The 20,763-nt window shown below is 73.0% G+C and carries 12 protein-coding genes and 1 pseudogene; 10 read left to right on the forward strand and 3 right to left on the reverse strand.

Features of this window, described 5'->3' with window-relative positions; translation table 11 throughout:
- Positions 1-4: 4 nt before the first annotated feature.
- The 3 genes from IEY86_RS21025 to IEY86_RS21035 all read right to left on the reverse strand — a co-directional run bounded on the left by IEY86_RS21025 (position 5) and on the right by IEY86_RS21035 (position 3,897).
- Positions 5-1,069 (reverse strand): DUF2637 domain-containing protein, encoded by a 1,065-nt coding sequence (locus IEY86_RS21025; protein ID WP_189133336.1) that lies wholly within the window; start codon positions 1,067-1,069, stop codon positions 5-7.
- A 261-nt stretch (positions 1,070-1,330) separates the two neighbouring features.
- On the reverse strand, positions 1,331-2,059 hold the full coding sequence (locus tag IEY86_RS21030) for a hypothetical protein (RefSeq protein WP_229698631.1): 729 nt from the start codon (positions 2,057-2,059) through the stop codon (positions 1,331-1,333).
- Between the two features lie 197 nt (positions 2,060-2,256).
- Positions 2,257-3,897: a PucR family transcriptional regulator gene (locus IEY86_RS21035; protein ID WP_189133337.1), complete on the reverse strand. Its 1,641-nt coding sequence runs from the start codon at positions 3,895-3,897 to the stop codon at positions 2,257-2,259.
- 290 nt (positions 3,898-4,187) lie between these two features.
- Here IEY86_RS21035 and IEY86_RS21040 point away from each other — a divergent pair, with 290 nt between their 5' ends.
- From IEY86_RS21040 to IEY86_RS21085, 10 genes and pseudogenes are all read left to right on the forward strand, one after another.
- A complete protein-coding gene (locus IEY86_RS21040) occupies positions 4,188-5,081 on the forward strand; it encodes an FAD binding domain-containing protein (RefSeq protein WP_189133338.1) in 894 nt (297 codons plus the stop codon).
- A complete protein-coding gene (locus tag IEY86_RS21045; protein ID WP_189133339.1) occupies positions 5,072-5,695 on the forward strand; it encodes a (2Fe-2S)-binding protein in 624 nt (207 codons plus the stop codon). The genes IEY86_RS21040 and IEY86_RS21045 overlap by 10 nt, the downstream gene beginning before the upstream one ends.
- A gap of 1 nt (position 5,696) precedes the next feature.
- Positions 5,697-8,075, forward strand: coding sequence for a xanthine dehydrogenase subunit D (gene pucD / locus IEY86_RS21050; RefSeq protein WP_189133340.1), 2,379 nt, complete (start codon positions 5,697-5,699; stop codon positions 8,073-8,075).
- Positions 8,076-8,174: 99 nt separating this feature from the next.
- Positions 8,175-8,523 (forward strand): annotated as a pseudogene (locus tag IEY86_RS21055) (NCS2 family permease); the annotation flags it as partial.
- 16 nt (positions 8,524-8,539) lie between these two features.
- Entirely contained in the window at positions 8,540-9,760 is a 1,221-nt protein-coding gene (locus tag IEY86_RS21060; RefSeq protein ID WP_189133342.1) for an XdhC family protein, read from the forward strand.
- A 1,098-nt stretch (positions 9,761-10,858) separates the two neighbouring features.
- Positions 10,859-11,923: a helix-turn-helix transcriptional regulator gene (locus IEY86_RS21065; RefSeq protein WP_189133343.1), complete on the forward strand. Its 1,065-nt coding sequence runs from the start codon at positions 10,859-10,861 to the stop codon at positions 11,921-11,923.
- 197 nt (positions 11,924-12,120) lie between these two features.
- Positions 12,121-12,426, forward strand: a complete 306-nt coding sequence (locus IEY86_RS21070) for a hypothetical protein (protein ID WP_189133344.1) — start codon at positions 12,121-12,123, stop codon at positions 12,424-12,426.
- A 282-nt stretch (positions 12,427-12,708) separates the two neighbouring features.
- The gene (locus IEY86_RS21075) at positions 12,709-12,975 is read left to right on the forward strand and encodes an acyl carrier protein (protein ID WP_189133345.1); all 267 of its coding nucleotides are present in this window, start codon (positions 12,709-12,711) and stop codon (positions 12,973-12,975) included.
- The gene (locus IEY86_RS21080) at positions 12,959-14,008 is read left to right on the forward strand and encodes an alpha/beta fold hydrolase (protein ID WP_189133346.1); all 1,050 of its coding nucleotides are present in this window, start codon (positions 12,959-12,961) and stop codon (positions 14,006-14,008) included. The genes IEY86_RS21075 and IEY86_RS21080 overlap by 17 nt, the downstream gene beginning before the upstream one ends.
- A 25-nt stretch (positions 14,009-14,033) precedes the next feature.
- Entirely contained in the window at positions 14,034-20,726 is a 6,693-nt protein-coding gene (locus IEY86_RS21085; RefSeq protein ID WP_189133347.1) for a type I polyketide synthase, read from the forward strand.
- Positions 20,727-20,763: the final 37 nt, after the last annotated feature.

Genomic DNA, 20,763 nt, shown 5'->3' on the forward strand with positions numbered 1-20,763 from the left:
GGAATCAACCGAACTGCTGCTCAAGATCCTTGAGCTTGCGCTCCAGGGAGTCCAGGCGCGGGAGGGCGAGCGTGTCGTCCTCGGCCGTCAGGTCGATCGGCGTCCTGCCTTTGTCCGCGGCGGCCCGCTCCCCTTTCTCCGGGACCGGCTGGAGGGCCAGGCGGCTGCCGCGGGCGGGGAGCTCTCCGGCGGGGGCGGCCTCGGGGGCCGCTATGGCAGGCTCCGAGGTCGTCGAGGAGGGCAGCGCCGGGACCTGCCGCCCGCCGCGACCGAGGTTCCAGCTGCGGTGCTGCCGGTTGAGCGCACGGATCTTGGCCCGCTCGAGCCGGTCCGAGTCGCGCTGCCGCAGGCGCTCCTGCTCCTTCTGGCGGCGGTCCTCGCGGACCTCCTCCACGGCCTCGTCGAGGCTGCGGACGTTCTCCAGGAGCATCAGCGACCAGGCGCCGTACGTCTCACGCGGGGCACGCAGCCACCGCACGATGCGGATCTGCGGCAGCGGACGCGGCACGAGGCCCTGCTCGCGCAGTGCCGCCCGCCTCGTCTGCTTCAGCGCGCGGTCGAACAGGACCGCCGCCGACAGCGACATCCCGGCGAAGAACTCCGGGGCACCGGCGTGGCCCAGGCCGCGCGGGGCGTGCACCCAGTTGAACCAGGCCGACGCCGCCGCGAACGCCCACACCAGCAGGCGCGAACCCAGGGCCGCGTCACCGTGGCTCGCCTCCCGGACGGCGAGGACGGAGCAGAACATCGCCGCGCCGTCCAGGCCGAAGGGCACCAGGTACTCCCAGCCCCCGGAGAGGTTGAGGTTCTGCTGGCCGAAGCCGACGAGTCCGTGGAACGACAGAGCGGCGGCCACCGCGGCGCAGCAGAAGAGGAGCAGGTAGGAGAAGCTGCCGTAGATCAGTTCCTTGCGCCTGCGGCGCTCCTCGCTGCGCTCCCAGCTGTCCGTCTGGGCGTTGTCCTCGGCATTGCCGCCCCGGGTGCGCAGGTAGGCCGTCGCCACCGCGGCGACCGCCAGCAGCGCCAGGCCCGTCAGGGCCCAGGCAAGCGGTATGTCCGAGAGTCTCATGTGATCCCATGCCTCGCTTGTGTCGGGCGACTGACGCCCCATCTTGGCGGATGGAGGGCAGCGTACAAGGCGGTTTGGGGCAACTGTGCAACGCTCTGATGACAACTGGAGCCAAAAGGGCACACTTTGACCTTGATCGATCGAGCGATCAGGGCAACTCCCATATAAAAGCGGCCATTGGGGTGCCGTCAGGCCGTGCCGCATGAGACGGCCGGACGGGCCCGCGGCTGCTCGAAACGGTGCGCGGCGACGGCCATCGCCTTACGTCGGAGCGAGCTGGTTCGACAGCCACACCGGGATACCGCCCAGGAGTTGCACCAGCCGTGCCGCCTCCGCCCGCAGCCTGGCCGCCTCGACCTCGGACTCCACGTCCGCGAGCGCCGTCAGCGCGGGTGCGACGCCGACGAGGTAGCCGAGCTGTTCGCGCAGCCGCAGGGACTCGGTGAACCCGTGCCTGGCCTCGGCGAGATCGCCGTCCTGGAACGCGAGTCCGGCCAGATGCCGCCAGGTGAACGAGCAGAGCAGGTCGTCGCCGGCTTCGGTGGCGCCCGCGTGGGCGCGGCGGTAGGCGACACGTGCGGCGGGGGCGTTGTGGGACAGGTGCTCGGAGATCAGGCCGCGGCGGAAGTCGAGCAGCGGGCGGTTGGGCGAGTCGAGGGCGAGGAGGGCGGCGCCGCGGCCGAGGGCGGCCCGTGCCTCGTCCGCCCGGTCCCGGGCGCCGAGGACGGTCGACGCGTAGGCGAGGTGGCCCCGCTCGCAGGCGGCGGCTCCGCGTTGTTCATCCGTTCGGGCGAGCGCCTCGGCGGCCCGCAGGGCGTCCTCGGCCTCGGACCACCCGGACGAGGTGAACATGCACTGCTCGATCAGCACCGCGGTGCGCTCCAGGGCCGACCCCGGGTCGTTCGCGTCCACCTCCAGGAGCCGGGCCGCCTCTCCCCAGCACCCCCGCGATCTCAGCCGCCACACATCCGACACGGCGGTGTCCGCCACAGTCAGTCCTCCCCGGGTACGAGCAATGCCGGCAGTTGTCCGCAGTGGGCGCAGTCCAGCACGAGGCGGGGGCCCACGCCAAGAGGCAGTGATCGATTGGATGATCCAATTTTCGTGGTCTCGTCCACGCCCGACGGCCGCGGGAGCGCCCGGTCGGCGCCGGTCGGCCCCGTGCGGAGCGAGCCGGTCGGCGCCGGTCAGCTCATGCGCAGCGCGAGGAAGAAGTCCAGCTTGTCCTCCAGCCGCGACAGGTCCCTGCCGGTGAGCTGCTCGATACGGCCGATGCGGTAGCGCAGCGTGTTGACATGCAGATGGAGCCGGGTGGCGCACCTGGTCCAGGAGCCGTCGCACTCCAGGAATGCCTCCAGCGTGGGGACCAGCTCGGCGCGGTGCCGCTGGTCGTACCCGCGCAGCGGCTCCAGCAGCCGGGCGGTGAAGGCCCGCCGGACGTCGTCCGGGACGAACGGCAGCAACAGGACGTGGGAGGCCAGCTCCTCGTGCCCGGCGACGCAGACCTGCCCCGGGCGGGCGGCGGCCACCCGCCGGGCGTGCCGGGCCTCCTCCAGGGCGCCGCGCAGCCCCTCGGCGGAATGGACGGTGGCGCTGACGCCCACGGTCAGCCGTCCGTCGGCGGCCAGGCCCATCGCCAGCGGCCCGCCGATGGCGGCCAGCAGGTCGGCGGCGAGCAGTTCCCCCTTCTGCTCCTCACCGGACGGCATGGGCACCAGGGCCACCGCCTCGATTCCGTCGTGCGCCACGGCGATGCGCTCGGACGGGTCGCCCCCGGCCGCGAAGGGGTCCGCCAGCACCTCCTCCAGAAGCGCCTGGGCGACGGAGCCCGAGGGAAGGGCCTGCTCGCCGCTCCACTCCACGGTCGCGACCACGACCTGCCAGTGCGGGCCCGTGCCGACACCCGGCAGGAGGACCGGCCCGGCGACCCGCAGGCGTGCGGCCACCTCGGCGGGCGAGGCACCGGCCTGGACGAGGTCGAGCACCTCCTGGGCGAGGCGGCGCCGCACCATACGGGCGGCGTCGCGCCGGTCCCGTTCCACCGCGATCAGCTGGGCGACACCGCGCACCAGGTCGAGACGCTCGGCGGGCCAGTCGGCCGAGTCCGCCTCCACGGCCAGCAGCCAGTCGGACAGCGCCGAGCCGCGGACCTCGGCATCGGCGCCGCGCCGGACCGGGAAGAGCGAGTACCGGCGGCCTCGCACGGCCGTGCGGTGCGGCCCCGGGCGGCTGCCGCGCTGGGCGGCCAGGTGCTCGCCCGCCAGGGCGGCGCCCGTCTCGTGGGAAAGCCCGGGGGCCACCCCGGCGATCTGCCGCCCGATGGGGGACAGGACGAAGGCCCGCAGGTCGAGGTCGGAGTCGAGCAGGCCCAGGACGGCGTCCGGGCCGCCGCCCTCGGGCCCGGAGGACATCAGCCTGCGGTGCCGCTCGACGACGGCGGCCAGGTCCCCGGCCCGCTCGGTGGAGACCTGCCGCACCACGTGCTCCGTGATGGCGGCGAAGGCGACGTTCTCGTCCACCGCGAACAGCGGCAGATGGTGCTTGGCGCAGGCACGCACCAGGTCGTCGGGGATGGCGCCCTGCTCCGCCTCGCCCGCGGCGAGGCCCGCCACACCGGCCGAGGCCAGGATGCGCACGAAGCGTTCGGAGTCCTCGGGCGAGTGCCGCCAGGCCAGCCCGGTCAGCACCAGCTCCCCGCCCTTGAGGTAGCGGCTGGGGTCGCGCAGGTCGGTGGTCATCACGCCGCGGACCGTGCGGTCGAGTTCGTCCCCGCCCCCCAGCAGCCGCAGGCCCAGTTCGTCCGTTTCCAGCAGTGCCTGCAGACGCATGTTCGCCACTTCCTCGTGTCCGGGGCGCCCACCCGGCCCGGGCGGCCGGTGCACCTGTCGACCCGTTGTGCATCCAGGGTCGCGCCCGGCCCGTTCCATCGGTGTTGCGGCACGGGTCTCGTGAGGTTTCACGAGACCCCTCTTCGGAGGAATCTACAAGACCGCGGCCCCACCCACAGAAGTCCTTCATGCGTTCGGTGACTGCACCCGGATGGCCCGCTGTCGGTGTACTGGCGCCATACCTCGTGAACAGCACATGCACCGTTCCCGGAAACGAAGAGAGCGCCCACATGGAGTTCCTGCGCCCCGCCGACTGGGAGGAGGCCCTGGCCGCCAAGGCGGAGCATCCCTCGGCCGTGCCCATCGCGGGCGGCACGGATGTGATGGTCGAGCTGAACTTCGACCACCGCCGCCCCGACGTGCTCGTGGACCTCAACCGGATCGCCGAGCTCGAGGAGTGGGAGGTCGGTGAGGACGTCGTCCGCCTCGGCGCCTCCGTCTCCTACACCCGCGTCATCGAGGAGCTCTCCGCCGAGCTGCCGGGCCTTGCGCTGGCCGCGCGCACCGTGGGCTCTCCGCAGATCCGCAACCGCGGCAGCGTCGGTGGCAACCTCGGCGCGGCCTCGCCCGCGGGTGACTCGCACCCCCCGCTGCTGGCCGCGGGCGCGGAGGTCGAGGCCGAGTCGGTCCGGGGCACCCGCCTGATCCCGGTCGAGGAGTTCTACACCGGCGTCAAGCGCAACGCGCTCGCGCCCGACGAGCTGATCAGGGCGGTGCGCATCAGGAAGGCCGACGGCCCCCAGCAGTTCTCCAAGGTCGGCACCCGCAACGCCATGGTGATCGCGGTGTGCGCCTTCGCCGTCGCGCTGCACCCCGGGACCCGCACGGTGCGCACCGGCATCGGCTCCGCCGCCCCCACGCCCGTGCGCGCCCGCGAGGCCGAGCGGTTCCTCGACGCGGCGCTCGAGGAGGGCGGCCACTGGGACAACGGCAAGATCATCCCACCGTCCGTGGCCCGCCGGTTCGGCGAGCTGGTCGCGGGCGCCGCCAACCCCATCGACGACGTGCGGGGCAGCGCCAGATACCGCAGGCACGCCCTCACGGTGATGGCCCGCCGCACGCTCGGCTGGACCTGGGAAGAGCTGCGCGGCCGCGGCGACGAGAGGAGTGAGCGATGCGCGTGACCTTCACCGTCAACGGCCGCCGCCAGGAGGCCGACGACGTCTGGGAGGGCGAGAGCCTGCTCTACCTCCTGCGTGAGCGGCTGGGCCTGCCCGGCTCGAAGAACGCCTGCGAGCAGGGCGAGTGCGGCTCCTGCACCGTCCGCCTCGACGGCGCCCCCGTCTGCGCCTGCCTCGTCGCCGCCGGACAGGTCGAGGGCCGCGAGGTCGTCACCGTCGAGGGCCTGGCGGACCACTCCAGGGAGCGCTCCGAGGGCGGACGCACCACCGGTGCCCGCGGAACGAGCCTCGACGAGGCCAGGACGTGGCAGGCGGGCCCCACCGGCGTCGGGCCCGGCTCGCACGCCGCCGACTCCCTGACCGGCGGGGGCACCGAGCTGTCCCCGATCCAGCAGGCGTTCATCGACGCCGGAGCGGTGCAGTGCGGCTTCTGCACTCCGGGCCTGCTCGTCACCGCCGACGAACTGCTCGAACGCAATGCGTCCCCCTCCGACGCCGACATCCGCGAGGCGCTGTCGGGGAACCTGTGCCGCTGCACGGGCTACGAGACGATCCTCGACGCGGTACGCCTGGCGGCCGCCCGCGGCGGGACCGCGAAGGCCGGAGAGGGTGCCTGAGATGGGCGTTGTCCGTACCCCCACGAACCTCACCCAGGGCAGCGGCACCAGGGGCGGTGTCGGGGAGTCCACGCTCCGCCCCGACGGCACCCTGAAGGTGACCGGCGAGTTCGCCTACGCGTCCGACATGTGGCACGACGACATGCTGTGGGGCTTCACCCTGCGCAGCCCCCACGCCCACGCCCGGATCCTGTCGATCGACACCGCACAGGCGCTGCGGACGCCCGGCGTCCACGCCGTCATGACCCATGACGACCTGCGGTTCGAGACCCGTTACGGCCTGGAGTACCAGGACACCCCGGTCCTCGCCGACGCGGTGGTCCGCCACCACGGAGAACCGGTGGCCCTCGTCGCCGCCGACCACCCCGAGACCGCCCGGCGTGCCGCCGCCAAGATCAAGGTGGACTACGAGCCGCTGCCGCTGGTGATCGACGAGGAGACAGCGACCGCCCCGGACGCGCCGCTGCTGCACCCCCACCGCGACGACCACCACAAGGACCACGTCCCGCACCCGAACATCGTCCACCGCCAGCCCATCGTGCGCGGCGACGTCGAGGCCGCGAAGGCGCGGGCCGATGTGATCGTCACCGGTGAGTACGAGGTCGGCATGCAGGACCAGGCGTTCCTCGGCCCGGAGTCCGGCCTCGCCGTCCCCGCGGAGGACGGCGGTGTGGACCTGTACATCGCCACCCAATGGCTGCACGCGGACCTGCGCCAGATCGCCCCCGTCCTCGGCCTGCCCGAGGAGAAGGTGCGGATGACGCTCTCCGGCGTCGGCGGCGCCTTCGGCGGCCGTGAGGACCTGTCCATGCAGGTCCACGCCTGCCTGCTGGCCCTGCACACCGGCAAGCCGGTGAAGATCGTCTACAACCGGTTCGAGTCGTTCTTCGGCCATGTCCACCGGCACCCGGCCAAGCTCCACTACGAGCACGGTGCGACCCGGGACGGCCGGATCACGCATATGAAGTGCCGGATCGTACTGGACGGCGGCGCCTACGCGTCGTCCTCCCCGGCCGTCGTCGGCAATGCGTCCTCCCTGTCCGTCGGCCCCTACGTGATCGACAACGTCGAGATCGAGGCCCTGGCGCTCTACACCAACAACCCGCCCTGCGGCGCCATGCGCGGCTTCGGCGCGGTCCAGGCGTGCTTCGCCTACGAGGCCCAGATGGACAGGCTGGCCGCGGAGCTGGACATGGACCCGGTGGGGTTCCGGCAGATCAACGCGATGTCCCAGGGCGCGGTCATGCCGACCGGCCAGGTCGTCGACTCCCCGGCCCCGGTCGCCGAACTGCTGCGCCGGGTCAAGGCGATGCCGATGCCGCCGGAGCGGCAGTGGCTCTGCGCGGGCAGCGGCGCCGATGTGCGGGCCCTGCCGGGCGGCCTGTCCAACACCACCCACGGCGAGGGCGTGGTCCGCGGGGTGGGATACGCGGTCGGCATCAAGAACGTCGGCTTCTCCGAGGGCTTCGACGACTACTCCACCGCCCGGGTGCGGCTGGAGGTGATCAACGGCGAGCCGGTGGCCGTCGTGCACACCGCGATGGCAGAGGTCGGGCAGGGCGGTGTCACGGTGCACGCCCAGATCGCCCGTACCGAACTGGGCGTCACCCAGGTCACCATCCACCCCGCCGACACCCAGGTCGGCTCCGCGGGCTCCACCTCCGCCTCCCGCCAGACCTATGTCACCGGCGGCGCGGTGAAGCACACCTGCGAGGCTGTTCGTGAGCGTGTCCTGGAGCTGGGGCGGGCGAAGTTCGGCTCGTACCACCCGGCGTGGGCCACCGCGGAGCTGCTGCTGGAGGGCGGCAAGGTCGTCACCGACGCCGGTGAGGTCCTGACCGGCCTCGTGGACGTCCTCGAGGGCGAGTGCGTCGACGTCGAGCGGGAGTGGCGGCACCGCCCCACCCAGGCGTTCGACCTGGTCACCGGCCAGGGAGACGGCCATGTCCAGTACTCCTTCGCGGCCCACCGCGCGGTGGTCGAGGTCGACACCGAACTCGGCCTGGTCAAAGTCGTCGAGCTCGCCTGCGCCCAGGACGTCGGCAAGCAGCTCAACCCGCTGTCGGTGGTCGGCCAGATCCAGGGCGCCACCACGCAGGGCCTGGGCCTGGCCGTCATGGAGGAGATCGTCGTCTCCGAGGAGGCCAAGGTCAGGAACCCGTCCTTCACGGACTACCTGATCCCGACGATCCTCGACACCCCGACCATCCCCGTGGACGTCCTCGAGCTCGCCGACGAGCACGCCCCCTACGGGCTGCGCGGTGTGGGCGAGGCCCCGACGCTGTCCTCCACCCCGGCGGTGGTCGCCGCGATCCGCGCGGCGACCGGTCTGCCCCTCGGACGCGTTCCGGTGCGTCCCGAACACCTCACCGGAACGTGAGGCCGTGGCGCCCCGCGAGTGCGCGGGGCGCCCCCCACCCCGGGGCGGCGCGCACCTGCCGTGTGCTGCCCCGGGTGTGGCACGGATCGAAGTGGCCCCACCCCGTTGGCCCAGGTCATCCACCCCAGCCGGGTGGCAGCCGCCGCGCTCGTGGGTGATCGGAGCGATGATGATGGGGAGCGCCCGTCACATCGACCGGCCGGACCCGGCCGCGTCGATCCCGGTCTTCCCGACCTTCGTCCTCATGCCGTTCACCTACTCGATCACCGCGGGCAACGCGGCGGGCGTCATCGCCTACGTCGCCGTCAAGGCGGCGCAGGGCGGATGGCGCGAACCAGGCCCGCACATGGGGGTGCTGTCCGAGGTTTTGCTCGTCCGGTTCCCGCTCGGGCCGATCGAGAGCTGGCTGGGAGTCAAGCAGCGATCAGTAGCCTCCATCCATCGGTAAGGACAAGGAGCTCACGATGCTGGACATCGCCGAAGAGTTGCACCGGTGGTGCGAGCAGGGGCGCGCTTTCGCCGTCGCCACCGTGGTGGCCGTCAGCGGCAGCGGTCCCAGGCAGCCGGGGGCGGCGCTCGCCGTGGACGACGCCGGCACCGCGATCGGCAGTGTGTCCGGCGGATGCGTCGAGGCAGCGGTGTACGAGCTGTGCCAGGAGGCGCTGGAGTCCGGTCGCAGCGTGCTCCAGCGCTTCGGGTACAGCGACGAGGATGCCTTCGCCGTGGGCCTGACCTGCGGCGGTGTCATCGACATCTTCGTCCAGCCGGTGCGGCCGCGCAGCGCCGGGCGCCCGCTGATCGCCTCCGCCGTGGACGCCGCCTCGCGGGGGCAGGCGGCGGCCGTCGCCAGGATCGTTGAGGGCCCCGACGAGCTGCTGGGGCGCGCCCTCATGGTGCGCTCCGGCGGCCCGGCCGCGGGCACCTCGGCCCTCGATACTTCGGCCCCCGGCACTTCGGCTTCCGGTGTCTCGGCTTCGGGTGCCTCGGCTTCGGGCAGCCTGGGGGACGACGGGCTCGACCGGTCGGTCGCGGGTGAGGCCGCGGCCCTGCTGGATGCCGGGCGCACCGAGCTGATCCGTATCGGCGCGGACGGCAGCCGCTGCGGAGAGCCCCTGTCGGTGCTGGTCGAATCGAGCGTGCCCCCGCCGCGGATGCTGGTCTTCGGCGCCATCGACTTCGCCTCCGCGGTGGTGCGCGTCGGCAAGTTCCTCGGGTACCGCGTCACCGTCTGCGACGCCCGGCCGGTCTTCGCCACCCCCGCGCGTTTCCCCGACGCCGACGAGGTCGTCGTCGACTGGCCCCACCGCTACCTCGACGGCACCGCGGTGGACGGCCGCACGGTGATGTGCGTGCTTACGCACGACGCCAAGTTCGACATCCCGCTGCTCCAGCGCGCGCTGCGGCTGCCCGTGGCGTACGTGGGCGCGATGGGATCGCGGCGCACCCACGAGGACCGGCTCGGCCGCCTGCGCGAGGCCGGGGTCACCGAGTTCGAGCTGGCCAGGCTCCACTCGCCGATCGGCCTCGACCTCGGCGCCAGGACGCCGGAGGAGACCGCCCTGTCCATCGGGGCGGAGATCGTCGCCCACCGCCGCGGGGGAAGCGGAGCGCCGCTGACCCGCGGCACGGGCCCCATCCACCACGAGGGCCGGTCGCCGACCCGCCGGGTCGGCTCCGTGGCCTGAACCCTCCCTAGCGGGCAGACGGGGCCAGGGCTTGCCTGCCGGCGAGCAGGGGTGCGGGGGTTGCCTCCGGCGGGCAGGGGTGCGGGAGACCGGCGGTGTCGTCGCCCGGCCGCGCCTCCCTCGCTCTCCGGCGGGCAGGGGTGCCGGACCTGCCTCCGGGCGGGCATGCGGGGCCGGGCTTGCCTGCCGGCGGGCAGGGGTGCGGGGGTTGCTTCCGGGCGGGCAGGGGGCTGGACCTGCCTCTGAGCGGCCAGTGGGCGTGGACTGGTCCTCCGGCGGGCAGGGGTGCGGGGGTTGCCTCCGGCGGGCAGGGGTGCGGGAGACCGGCGGTGTCGTCGCCCGGCCACGTCTCCCTCGCTCTCCGGCGGGCAGGGGTGCGGGACCTGCCTCCGAGTGGCCAGGAGGCGTGGACTCGCTCTCCGGCGGGCAGGGGGCCGGACCTGCCTCCGTGTGGCCAGTGGGCGTGGACTGGCCCTCCGGCGGGCAGGGGTGCGGGGGTTGCTTCCGGGCGGGCAGGGGTGCCGGACCTGCCTCCGTGTGGCCAGTGGGCGTGGACTGGTCCTCCGGCGGGCAGGGGTGCGGGGGTTGCTTCCGGGCGGGCAGGGGTGCTGGGCCTGCCTCCGTGTGGCCAGTGGGCGTGGACTCGCCCTCAGGCGGGCAAGGGGTTGCGGGGCCTGCCTCCGGGCGGGCAAGGGGGCCGGGCTTGCCTGCCGGCGGGCAGGGGGCATGGACTCCCCCCTCGGTGGGCAGGAGGGTCGGCTCGCCGCAGGCCGGGGGCGGCAGGGCGTCCTGCCGATCGGACGCCGTCCCGCCGCTCACTGCTCCACATCCACAAGGCAGTCGCCGCTTCCCCGGGACCGGACTGCCGTCCCTGCCGCGGCCCGGCACCGGGGAAGGGGGCCGCCCTCACCGGGACGGGGAGGGCGGCCCCTCTTTGCGCCTCATTTGGGGGTCTTCGCCCGGTCCTGGCCCGCAGGGTCCGCGTGGGCTCGAGCCGGAAGCGAGCGTCAAGGTCACAATAAGCGCTGGTCAAGGCAGCCCGACCGGGGGTGCGGCCGGTCGAGTGGCAACTCGCCCGGTCGAGTTGGGGAGTGCGCAATGCTCGAATTGCTGGGCCTGGACTCGGTGGCCGAGAACGTCTACCGCGAAATGCTCGCCACCCAGGAGGGCGGCGTCGCCGACATCGCGGCCCGCCTGCGCCTGACCGAGGAGGAGGTCCGCGGCGCCCTCGACAAACTCAGCGAACTCGCCCTGCTGCGGCCCTCCTACGACGTGCCCGGCGAGATGCGGGCGATCCGTCCGGAAGTCGGCATGGAAATGCTCCTCGCCCGCCAGCAGGCCGAACTCGCCGCCCACCAGCAGAGGTTCGAGCAGTCGCGGGCCGCGGCTGTGCGCCTGATCGCCGAATGCGCGGAGCTGCGCCAGGTCAAGGGGTACGCGGGCGCCGAGCAGTTGACCGGCCTCGACCAGATCCGCGCCAAGCTCTCCGTCCTCACCCGGGCGGTGGAGAACGAGGTCATGTCGTTCGCCCCCGGCGGAGCCCAGAGCGCCGAGAACCGCGAGGCCGCCAAGCCCCTGGACGAGCAACTGCTGCGCCGCGGTGTGCGGATGCGCACCGTGTACCTCGACAGTGTGCGCAACCACCCGCCGTCCATCGCCTATGCCGACTGGCTCACCCGGCTCGGCGGCGAGATCCGCACCGGGCCCACCCTGCCGGTCCGCATGGTCGTCCTCGACCGCCGTACCGCGATCGTCTCCAACGAGGGCGCCAACGGCGAGCCCTCCGCCACCGTCCTGCACATGTACGGGGCGGTGGCCGCGCTGTGCGGACTGTTCGACATGGTGTGGCACAACGCCACCCCGCTCGGCAGGACCACCAGGCGCGACGAGCGCGGTATCACCCCTCAGCAGGCCGAGGTCCTGCGCCTGCTCGCCCAGGGGCTGACCGACGAGGCGACCGCCCACCGCCTCGGTGTCGCCCCCAGGACCGCCCGGCGCATCGCCGCGGAGCTGATGGAGCGCCTCGGCGCGCGCAGCCGCTTCCAGGCCGGAGCCTACGCCGCCCAGCGCGGCTGGCTCGACCCCAGGCCCAGGCCGAGGAGCGCCGCGCCGGCCCGGCCGGCGGTGCGTTCCGGACCGCGTTCGGCAGCGGGCGGACGGTAGCGTCCGCAGGCGTTTTCCGGCCGCTCTTTATATCCGGACACCGGTCCTGGCCGGTTTTACCGGCTGCATAAATTAGCCCTCCCCGAAAGGGAGGCCTGCCTATCCGTTCCGGTGATGATCGGTGCATGTACCTCATTCATGCCCACGTAAGGATTCCTGACGGGGCGGTATTGTCACCGGATGCCCCGTCGCTCATCATGTCAGCGGCGTGTCCGGGCGACGGACTCGAGCATGTCACCGCCCACCCGTGCACCGGAACGGACCCCGTTCTCGGTCTGTTCATCCTCGCCCCCTCGCTGGAGGCCGCCGAGTACACCGCGACCGCGCTGTGCCGCAGGGCGATCGCCGACCGCGCCGCCTTCGGGGGCGAGGCGGTGCTCCTGGGCTGCGAAGCCGCCTTCCCGGCTCCTCCGTGCGGCCAGCCCCCGCACCCGCCCGATCGCGGTGGACGGCTTATGCCGAGGACGGATCCTGACACCCCGTGCCACTGGAAAGGACCTTGAGGCGGCCGCATGCTCATCACATCGGATCCCTCGAGAACCGGATCCGGCGTCGGAATCACGGAAGGGCCACTCCATGATCCGTCCCGCCGCAGCGGGCTTCCCGACCTGTTCCACGGAGACCTTCACCATGGGCTGGCAGTAGCGAAGTGAGGCGCCGGAGCGTCTGAATCCCTCCGCGCCGCGGAATTACCGAGCACAACACCTCGCAGACGAATTCGGGGGAGACCCGGATCCGCGGCCGAGCCATGCCGAAAACCGCACCAGGACACGAAAGGAACGACCATGGCAGCAGTCACGGCGAAGGAAGCCCAGGACTGGCTGATCGACAAGATCGCGCACCGCCTCGGAGTCTCCAGCGACCAGGTCTCGCCCGAGCAGTACTTCGACGAGTTCGACCTCGACTCCACCGAAGCGCTCATCCTCGCGGGCGAGCTGGAGAGCTGGCTCGGCTTCGAGATCGGGACCACGGCGCTGTGGTACCACCCGACCACGAAGGACCTGGCCGCGTACATCGCCGAGGAGAGCGAGCAGCGTGCGGCCGCGTCGTAGACAGCCCGCGGCCCCGCAGATCGTCCGCCGCCTCAGGACCGCCGCCCCCGGTGGCCGCACCGTCTTCCTCGTCCACCCGGGGGCGCTGCCGGCCGATGTGCACCGGGCCTTGGCCGCCGCCCTTCCCGAGGGCAGCGGACTGACCGTCCTCGACCTCAGCGCGGTCCCCGAGTACTTCGACGCGGCGCTGGCGGGCGGCCGGGCGGACACCACCCTCGAGGCGCTGGCGGCGAAGCTGCGGGCCGAGTTCGAGGCGCTGCCGGAGGGCCCGGTCCACGACGGACGGCCCTATGTACTCGCCGGCTGGTCGTTCGGGGGTGTGCTGGCGCTGGAGATGGCCCGGCAGATGTCCGAGGGCCGACGGCCGCGGCGGCTGGTGCTGCTCGACAGCATCGCGCCGACGCAGGCGTACCAGCAGCCCGACGAAGCGCTCGACCCACCGCTACTGCTCGGCTGGTTCGCCATGTACCTCGGGGCCAAACGGCAGCGCCGGATACGGGTGTTCGCCAGCCGCTTGGCCGGACACAGCGCCGAGGACGGCCTGTTGCAGGTCCTGGACGCGGCGGTCGCCGCGGGGGCGCTCTCCCCCGACACACCGATGCCGGGTCTGCGCAAGCTCTACGACACCTATGTCGACGGGCTGTTGCGCAACAACCGGCTCACCGCCCCCTACCGACCCGGGCCCGCCCATGCGCCGATCGTCCTGATCAAGGCCGAGGGCAGCCTCATCCCCGAAGACCCCACGCTCGGCTGGGAAGAACTCGCCCCCCACGGCCTGGAGCTGCACACCGCTCCGGGCGACCACTACACGATGCTCGCCCGCCAGGACTCCGCCGAGATGATCGCGCGCCTGGTCGGCGTCGTCGACAACCCCGCGGTCGACAACCCCGCGGTCGACAACCCCGCGGTCGACAACCCTGCGGTCGACAACCGCGCGGTCGGCGATTCCCGGGGCGGCGATTCCCGGGCCGACGACTCCGTTGCCGAGTTCTGCCCACCGACAGTCCCCGCCAGCCGAGACCGAGTCGGCTGAACCCCCAGACCGAGAGAGCCCCGCCGTGAACTCTTCGCAGGATTCCGACCTCGATCGTCGGCTCGCCAGAGACCCCGTAGCCATCGTCGGTCTGTCGGCCCTCTACCCCAACTCCCGCGATCTGCGTGAATTCTGGAGCAACGTCGTCGCGGCCGCCGACTGCATCGAGGACGTGCCCGCAACCCACTGGGATGTGGCCGAGCACTACGACCCCGACCCCGCAGCGCCGGACAAGACGTACTCCAGGCGCGGCGGCTTCATCCCGCCGGTCCCGTTCAACCCCCTGGAGTTCGGCCTCCCGCCGAACACCCTGGAGGTCACCGACGTCCTCCAGCTCCTGAGCCTGGTCGTCGCCCGCGACCTGCTCAAGGACGCGCACGCCGACCAGTCCTGGTACGACCCGTCCCGCACTGGAGTGGTCCTCGGCGTCACCGGTGCCAACCAGCTCACCCAGCCGCTGTCCGCCCGCCTCCAGACCCCCGTGCTCAAGGAGGTCGTGCGCAGTTGCGGGCTGAGCGACCGCGACGCCGAGGAGATCGCCGAGAAGTTCAAGCTGGCCTTCGCCCCCTGGGAGGAGAACTCCTTCCCCGGAATGCTCGGCAACGTCGTCGCCGGGCGCATCGCCAACCGCCTCGACCTCGGCGGCACCAATATGACGATCGACGCCGCCTGCGCGAGCTCGCTCGCGGCGACGAAGACGGCCGTCAGCGAACTGCTCGAGGGCCGGGCGGACACCATGCTCGCCGGTGGCTGCGACGCCGAGAACACGATCTTCATGTACCTGTGCTTCTCCAAGACCCCGGCCTTCTCCAAGGCCGGCCGCATCCGCCCGTTCGACAAGGACGCCGACGGCACACTCATCGGCGAGGGCATCGGCATGCTCGCGCTGCGCCGCCTCGCAGACGCCGAGCGCGACGGCAACCGCGTCTACGCGGTCATCCGGGGCATCGGCTCCTCCAGCGACGGCCGGTTCAAGTCCATCTACGCCCCCCGCAAGGAAGGGCAGATGGTCGCGCTGCGCCGCGCCTACGAGGACGCGGACTGCTCGCCCGAGACCGTCGAGCTGTTCGAGGCGCACGGCACCGGCACCGCGGTCGGCGACGCCACCGAGCTGTCCGCGCTGTCCGCCGTGGTCTCCGAGGCCACCGAGAGCAAGGGCTACGCGGCCGTCGGCAGCGTCAAGTCCCAGATAGGGCACACCAAGGCGGCCGCCGGAGCGGCAGGCATGATCAAGCTGGCGCTGGCCCTGCACCACAAGGTGCTGCCGCCCACGATCAACGTCGACGAGCCCAACCCCGCCGTGGACTTCGAGGACAGCCCGTTCTACGTCAACACCGTCAGCCGCCCGTGGATCCGTGACCCGCGGCGCCCCAGCAGGCGGGCCGCCATCTCCTCGTTCGGCTTCGGCGGCACCAACTTCCACTTCGTGATGGAGGAGCACGGCGACGGCGACGACCTGAAGGTCATGTTCCCGGTCGCCAAGGTGCACCTGTGGCACGCCCCGGACACGGCCGGACTGGAACGGGCTCTCGCCGAGGGGGCCGAGCCCACCGGGGGACCGGTCCCCGCCGGCCACGCCCGTGTCGCCTTCGTCGCCCGCACCGGGGCCGAGCTGGCCGGCTTGCGCGAACTCGCCCTGGGCGAACTGCGCTCCCGGCCCGACGCCCGCTCGTGGTCGCACCCCAAGGGCGTCCACTTCCGCCGTGACGCGGCCGAGACCGGCAAGGTCGCCGCGCTCTTCGCCGGGCAGGGCAGCCAGTACGTCAACCTCGGGCACACCGCCGTGCTCGGGGTGCCGCCGCTGCGTGCCGCCTTCGACCGGGCCAACCGGCACTTCGATGGGACGCTGCCGCTGTCCAGGGTCGCGTTCCCCCCGCCCGCCTTCGACGTCTCCGCCAAGGGCGCCCAGGAAGAGGCGCTGCGCCGCACCGACTACGCCCAGCCCGCCATCGGCGCCCTGTCGGCAGGCCAGTTCCGGTACTTGGAGGAGCTCGGCTTCAAGGCCGAGGGCTTCCTCGGACACAGCTTCGGTGAACTCACCGCGCTGTGGGCCTCCGGAGCCCTCGACGACGACGCCTACTTCGCGCTCGCCCGCGCCCGAGGAGCGGCGATGGCGCCGCCCGCGAACGCGGGCTCGGGCCTCGACGCGGGCTCCGACTTCGACGCGGGCGCCATGGCCGCCGTCAGCGCGCCGGAGGAGAAGGTCGCCGAACTGCTCGCCGCCCACCCCGCCCTGGTGGTGTGCAACCGCAACGCCGCCGACCAGATCGTCGTCGGGGGCGCCACACAGGAGGTGGACCGGCTCGTCGCCGCGGCGAAGGAAGCCGGTGTCCGGGCCACCCGGCTGCCGGTCTCGGCCGCGTTCCACACCTCCTTCGTCGGGCACGCGGTGGAGGCGTTCCGCGCCCATGTGGAGGCCGCGCAGATCCGCGAGCCGCGAGGCACGGTGTACGCCAACACCCCCGGCGCGAGCTACGGCGCCGACGTGGAGGCCAACCGGCGCGTGATCACGGAGCAGCTGATCAACCCGGTGCACTTCGCCGACCGTGTCGAGGAGATGTACGCGGCGGGCCACCGCACCTTCGTGGAATTCGGCCCCAAGGGCGTGCTCACCCAGCTGGTCCGCCGCATCCTCGGCGACCGCGAGCACACCGCCGTCCAGCTCGACGCCGGTCCCGACCGTGACGCCGACACCGCGCTGAAGCAGGCCGTGGCCCAGCTCGCGGTCCTCGGACTGCCGCTGGACACCGCGGACCGCTACACCGCACCGGTGCCGGAGGCCGCACCGGCCAAGGGGATGACGGTGATGCTCAACGGCATCAACTACGTCTCCGAGCCGAGGAAGGCCGCGTACCGCGACGCCATTGAGAACGGCTACAAGGTCACCCTGCCCACCGCCCCCGTAGCCGCCCCCGCAGCCGCAGCCGCAGCCGCGCCCGCGCCGACCCCCGCAGCCGCTCCCGCACCCGCCCCGGCAGCGCCGCCGGAGCCCGTGGCGGCGCCCGTACTCGCGCCCGCCCCGGTGGCGCAGGAGCCCCCGGCCCCGGTGGCGGCCCCCGTGCCCGCCGCGCCGCCGACGCGACCCGTCCTGGAGACCACGGAGACCCCGTACATGGACAGCGACCAGAACTCACCGCCACCGGCAGCGGGCGACACCCGCCTGACCGAGCTCGTGGCCGACCACCTCTCCCTGCACGACGACTACCTCAACGGCCAGCTGCGCAGCGCCGAACGCCTCGCCGGCCTGGTGGAGCGGGCCGCGGCCGAGGGACGCCTGGGCGAGGTCTTCGCCGGTGTCTCCGCGGTGAAGGAGCACGGCCTGGCCATCGGCCGCACCCACCTCAAGGCCAACGAGGTCCTGCGCGACCTCGCCGAACTGGAGCTGGGCCGCACCGGCCGCACCGCCGCGGCGGCGTCCCCGGCCGCGGCGCCTGCCGCTCCCGCCGCCCCGGCGGTGGCCCCGGCGGCTGCGCAGCCGCCCGCCGCACTCCCGGTCGCCCAGCCCGCCCCCGCGGCGCTGCCGCCCGCCCCGGTGGCCGAGACCCCGCCCGCCCCGGTGGCCGAGACCCCGCCCGCCCCGGTGGCCGAGATACCGGTGGCCCCGGCCCCCGCCCCGGTCGTGGAGACCCCGGCGCCCGCGGCCGTCGTGGAGGCGCCGAAGCCCACGCCCGTGGTCGAGACCCCGGCCCCCGCAGGAGTTTCCCCGGCGGCTGTGGAGCAGGCGTTGCTGGATGTGGTGGCGCAGAAGACGGGCTATCCGGCGGAGATGCTTGAGCTGGGTATGGATGTGGAGGCTGATCTGGGGATCGACTCGATCAAGCGGGTCGAGATCATGGGTGTGCTCCAGGAGCGTTTCCCCAGTGATGCCGAGGTGGGTCCGGAACAGCTCGGTGAGCTGCGGACTTTGGGCGACATCGTCGGCTTCATGGCCGACCTGTCCGGCGGTTCCGCTGCCGCCCCCGTTGCTTCGGCGGCCCCGGCTGCCCCGGCCGGTCCCTCTTCGTCGGCTGTCGAGCGGGCGTTGCTGGATGTGGTGGCGCAGAAGACGGGCTATCCGGCGGAGATGCTTGAGCTGGGTATGGATGTGGAGGCTGATCTGGGGATCGACTCGATCAAGCGGGTCGAGATCATGGGTGTGCTCCAGGAGCGTTTCCCCAGTGATGCCGAGGTGGGTCCCGAACAGCTCGGTGAGCTGCGGACCTTGGGCGACATCGTCGGCTTCATGGCGGCAGCGACCGGAGGCGCCCCGCAGGCCGACGCTCCAGCCCAGCAGGCCGACGCGGACGCTGCTGCCCAGCAGGCCGTCGCGGACGCTGCCGCCGGACGGCTCGGCCGGGCCCACGCGGCGCTCGCCGAACTGCCCACCCCGGACCTGCTGGCCGACGCCTACCCGGCCGGTTCCGCAGCGCTCCTCCTCGACGACGGCGGTGAACTCGCCCCGGCCCTCGCCGCACGGCTGACCGAGGCCGGATGGCGTGTGCACACGCTGCGCCTGCCCGGTGCCGCCCGGCGCGGCGCGGACGGCGCCGATGACTCCGCTCTCGGCTCATGGGACGCGGACGAGCTGGCCGATCGGGTCAAGGAGGTTCTCGCCCACCAGGTGCGCCTGGTCGTCGGCTTCGCCACGACGGCCACCGACTGGGCCGAGGGCGTCCACCGAGCCGCCCACGCCCTCCTGCTCGCCAAGCACGTGGTCGAGCCGCTGACCGCCGCCGCGGCGACCGGCCGCTCCGCCTTCGTCACCGTCACCCGTCTCGACGGCACCTTCGGTCTCTCCGGGGTGGACGAGGACGCGGTCCCGGCCGGCGGCCTCACCGGGCTGGTCAAGACCCTGGCCGTGGAAGCCCCCGAGGTGTTCTGCCGGGCCGTGGACCTCGCGCCCACCGTGGACACGGTGACCGCCGCCGGTCTCCTGCTGGACGAGGTCAACGATGCCTCGGCCGAGCCCGCGCAGGTGGGCCTCGACGGCCGCCGCCGCGTCACCCTCACCCTGGCCGACAAGCCGCTGACGGCGGCAGGCGCCGACACCGAACTCACCGCCGAGGACCTGCTCGTGGTGACCGGTGGCGGCCGCGGGATCACCGCGCGGTGCGTCGTCGACCTCGCCAGGCGGTACCGGCCCGGCCTGCTCCTGCTGGGCCGCACCGCCCTTGGCGAGGAGCCCGCGTGGGCCCTGGGCGTCGAGGACGCCGCGGCGCTGAAGGCGGCGGCCGTGGCCGCGCTGAAGTCCGGTGGAGAGAAGCCCACGCCCAAGCGTGTCGAGCGGCTCTACCGCGACGTCGTGGGACAGCGTGAGATCAAGCAGACCCTCGCCGAGATCCGCGCCGCGGGCAGCCAGGCGGAGTACCTGGCGGTGGACATCACCGACGCCACCTCCGTGGCCACGGCTCTGGCCCCCATCGCCGACCGGGTCACCGGACTCGTGCACGGCGCCGGAGTCCTGGCCGACCAGCTGATATCCGGGAAGAGGCCCGAGGAGATCGCGCGGGTCTTCGCACCCAAGCTCACCGGGCTGCGCACGGTCGCGGCCGCCCTGCCCACCGACCGGCTCAAGCACGTGGTGCTGTTCTCCTCGGTCGCCGGATTCTTCGGCAACCACGGCCAGTCCGACTACGCCATGGCCAACGAGATGCTCAACGCCTGGGCGTCGGGCTTCAAGCGGCTCCACCCGAGGGCCAGGGTCAGCTCGCTGAACTGGGGCGCCTGGGACAGCGGAATGGTCTCCCCGCAGATCAAGGCGGTCTTCGAGGAGCGCGGGATCACGCTCATCCCGGTCGCGACCGGAACCCGGATGTTCACCGAGCAGTTCGCCGCCGACCGCGGCGACGACGTGGTCACCGTTCTCGGTCCGACCACACCGCTGTCGGTGCGGGAGACCGGCCGCCCCACCGCCGTCGTCCTGGAACGGCGGCTGACGGACCTGGCCGCCGACCCGGTCGTCACCGACCATGTCGTGGGCGGTGTCCCGGTCCTGCCGGCGGCGGTCGCCCTCGGCTGGGCGATCGGCGCCGTGGAGCGGGTCACCGGTGGGATCGTCCGCCAGGTGCGGGACTTCGCGGTCCACAAGGGCGTCCTCTTCGACGGAACCGAGCAGCACCGGTTCCAGCTCGAGGCGACTCCCGCGGGCAGTGACACCACCGAGGTCGTCATACGCTCCATCGACGGCTCGGGGGCCGTCCGCCCGCGCTACGCGGCCGGGCTCGTCCTGGGCCCCGACCCCGCGCTCGAGGCGGCACGGCCGACCGTGGCCGGACTCCCCGCCCTCGGCGGCGGACGGGACGCGGGCGGCTTCTACACCGACGGCACCCTCTTCCACGGTCAGGCCCTGCGCGGTGTGCGCCGGGTGTCGGCCGAGGACGAGAACCGGCTGGTCCTGGAGTGCTCCCTGAGCGAACTCCGCCCGGCCGGTGGGGCGTTCGGCAGCGCGCTCTACGCCCCCGGAAGCGCCGATCTGCTGCTCCAGGCCGCGCTGGTGTGGATGAAGCTGTTCCGCTCCACGGCCTCCCTGCCGCTGTCCGTGGCCAAGGCGGAGCTCCACGAGGCCCTGCCGGACGGCTCCCCGTTCCTGGTGGTCGTCGAACCGGTTACGGCCGCGGGCGGCTCCAGCGCTTCTCTCACGGTCACCGCGTGCGCCCCGGACGGACGGGTCCTCACCCGCCTGACCGGAGTGAACGTGGTCTCGACCCCGCAGCTGGCCGCCAAGTTCGTGAGCAGCTGACACAACTGCCCCGATCGGTCCGGCCGGTCGGCCGTCC

Origin of the sequence: Wenjunlia tyrosinilytica, from assembly GCF_014646055.1 — a bacterium.
GTDB lineage: Bacteria > Actinomycetota > Actinomycetes > Streptomycetales > Streptomycetaceae > Wenjunlia > Wenjunlia tyrosinilytica.

Coding starts and splice junctions, on each gene's coding strand:
- IEY86_RS21025 (WP_189133336.1), bottom strand. CDS start 1,069: ATGAGACTCTCGGACATACCGCTTGCCTGGGCCCTGACGGGCCTGGCG.
- IEY86_RS21035 (WP_189133337.1), bottom strand. CDS start 3,897: ATGCGTCTGCAGGCACTGCTGGAAACGGACGAACTGGGCCTGCGGCTG.
- IEY86_RS21040 (WP_189133338.1), top strand. CDS start 4,188: ATGGAGTTCCTGCGCCCCGCCGACTGGGAGGAGGCCCTGGCCGCCAAG.
- IEY86_RS21045 (WP_189133339.1), top strand. CDS start 5,072: ATGCGCGTGACCTTCACCGTCAACGGCCGCCGCCAGGAGGCCGACGAC.
- pucD (WP_189133340.1), top strand. CDS start 5,697: ATGGGCGTTGTCCGTACCCCCACGAACCTCACCCAGGGCAGCGGCACC.
- IEY86_RS21060 (WP_189133342.1), top strand. CDS start 8,540: ATGCTGGACATCGCCGAAGAGTTGCACCGGTGGTGCGAGCAGGGGCGC.
- IEY86_RS21065 (WP_189133343.1), top strand. CDS start 10,859: ATGCTCGAATTGCTGGGCCTGGACTCGGTGGCCGAGAACGTCTACCGC.
- IEY86_RS21070 (WP_189133344.1), top strand. CDS start 12,121: ATGTCAGCGGCGTGTCCGGGCGACGGACTCGAGCATGTCACCGCCCAC.
- IEY86_RS21075 (WP_189133345.1), top strand. CDS start 12,709: ATGGCAGCAGTCACGGCGAAGGAAGCCCAGGACTGGCTGATCGACAAG.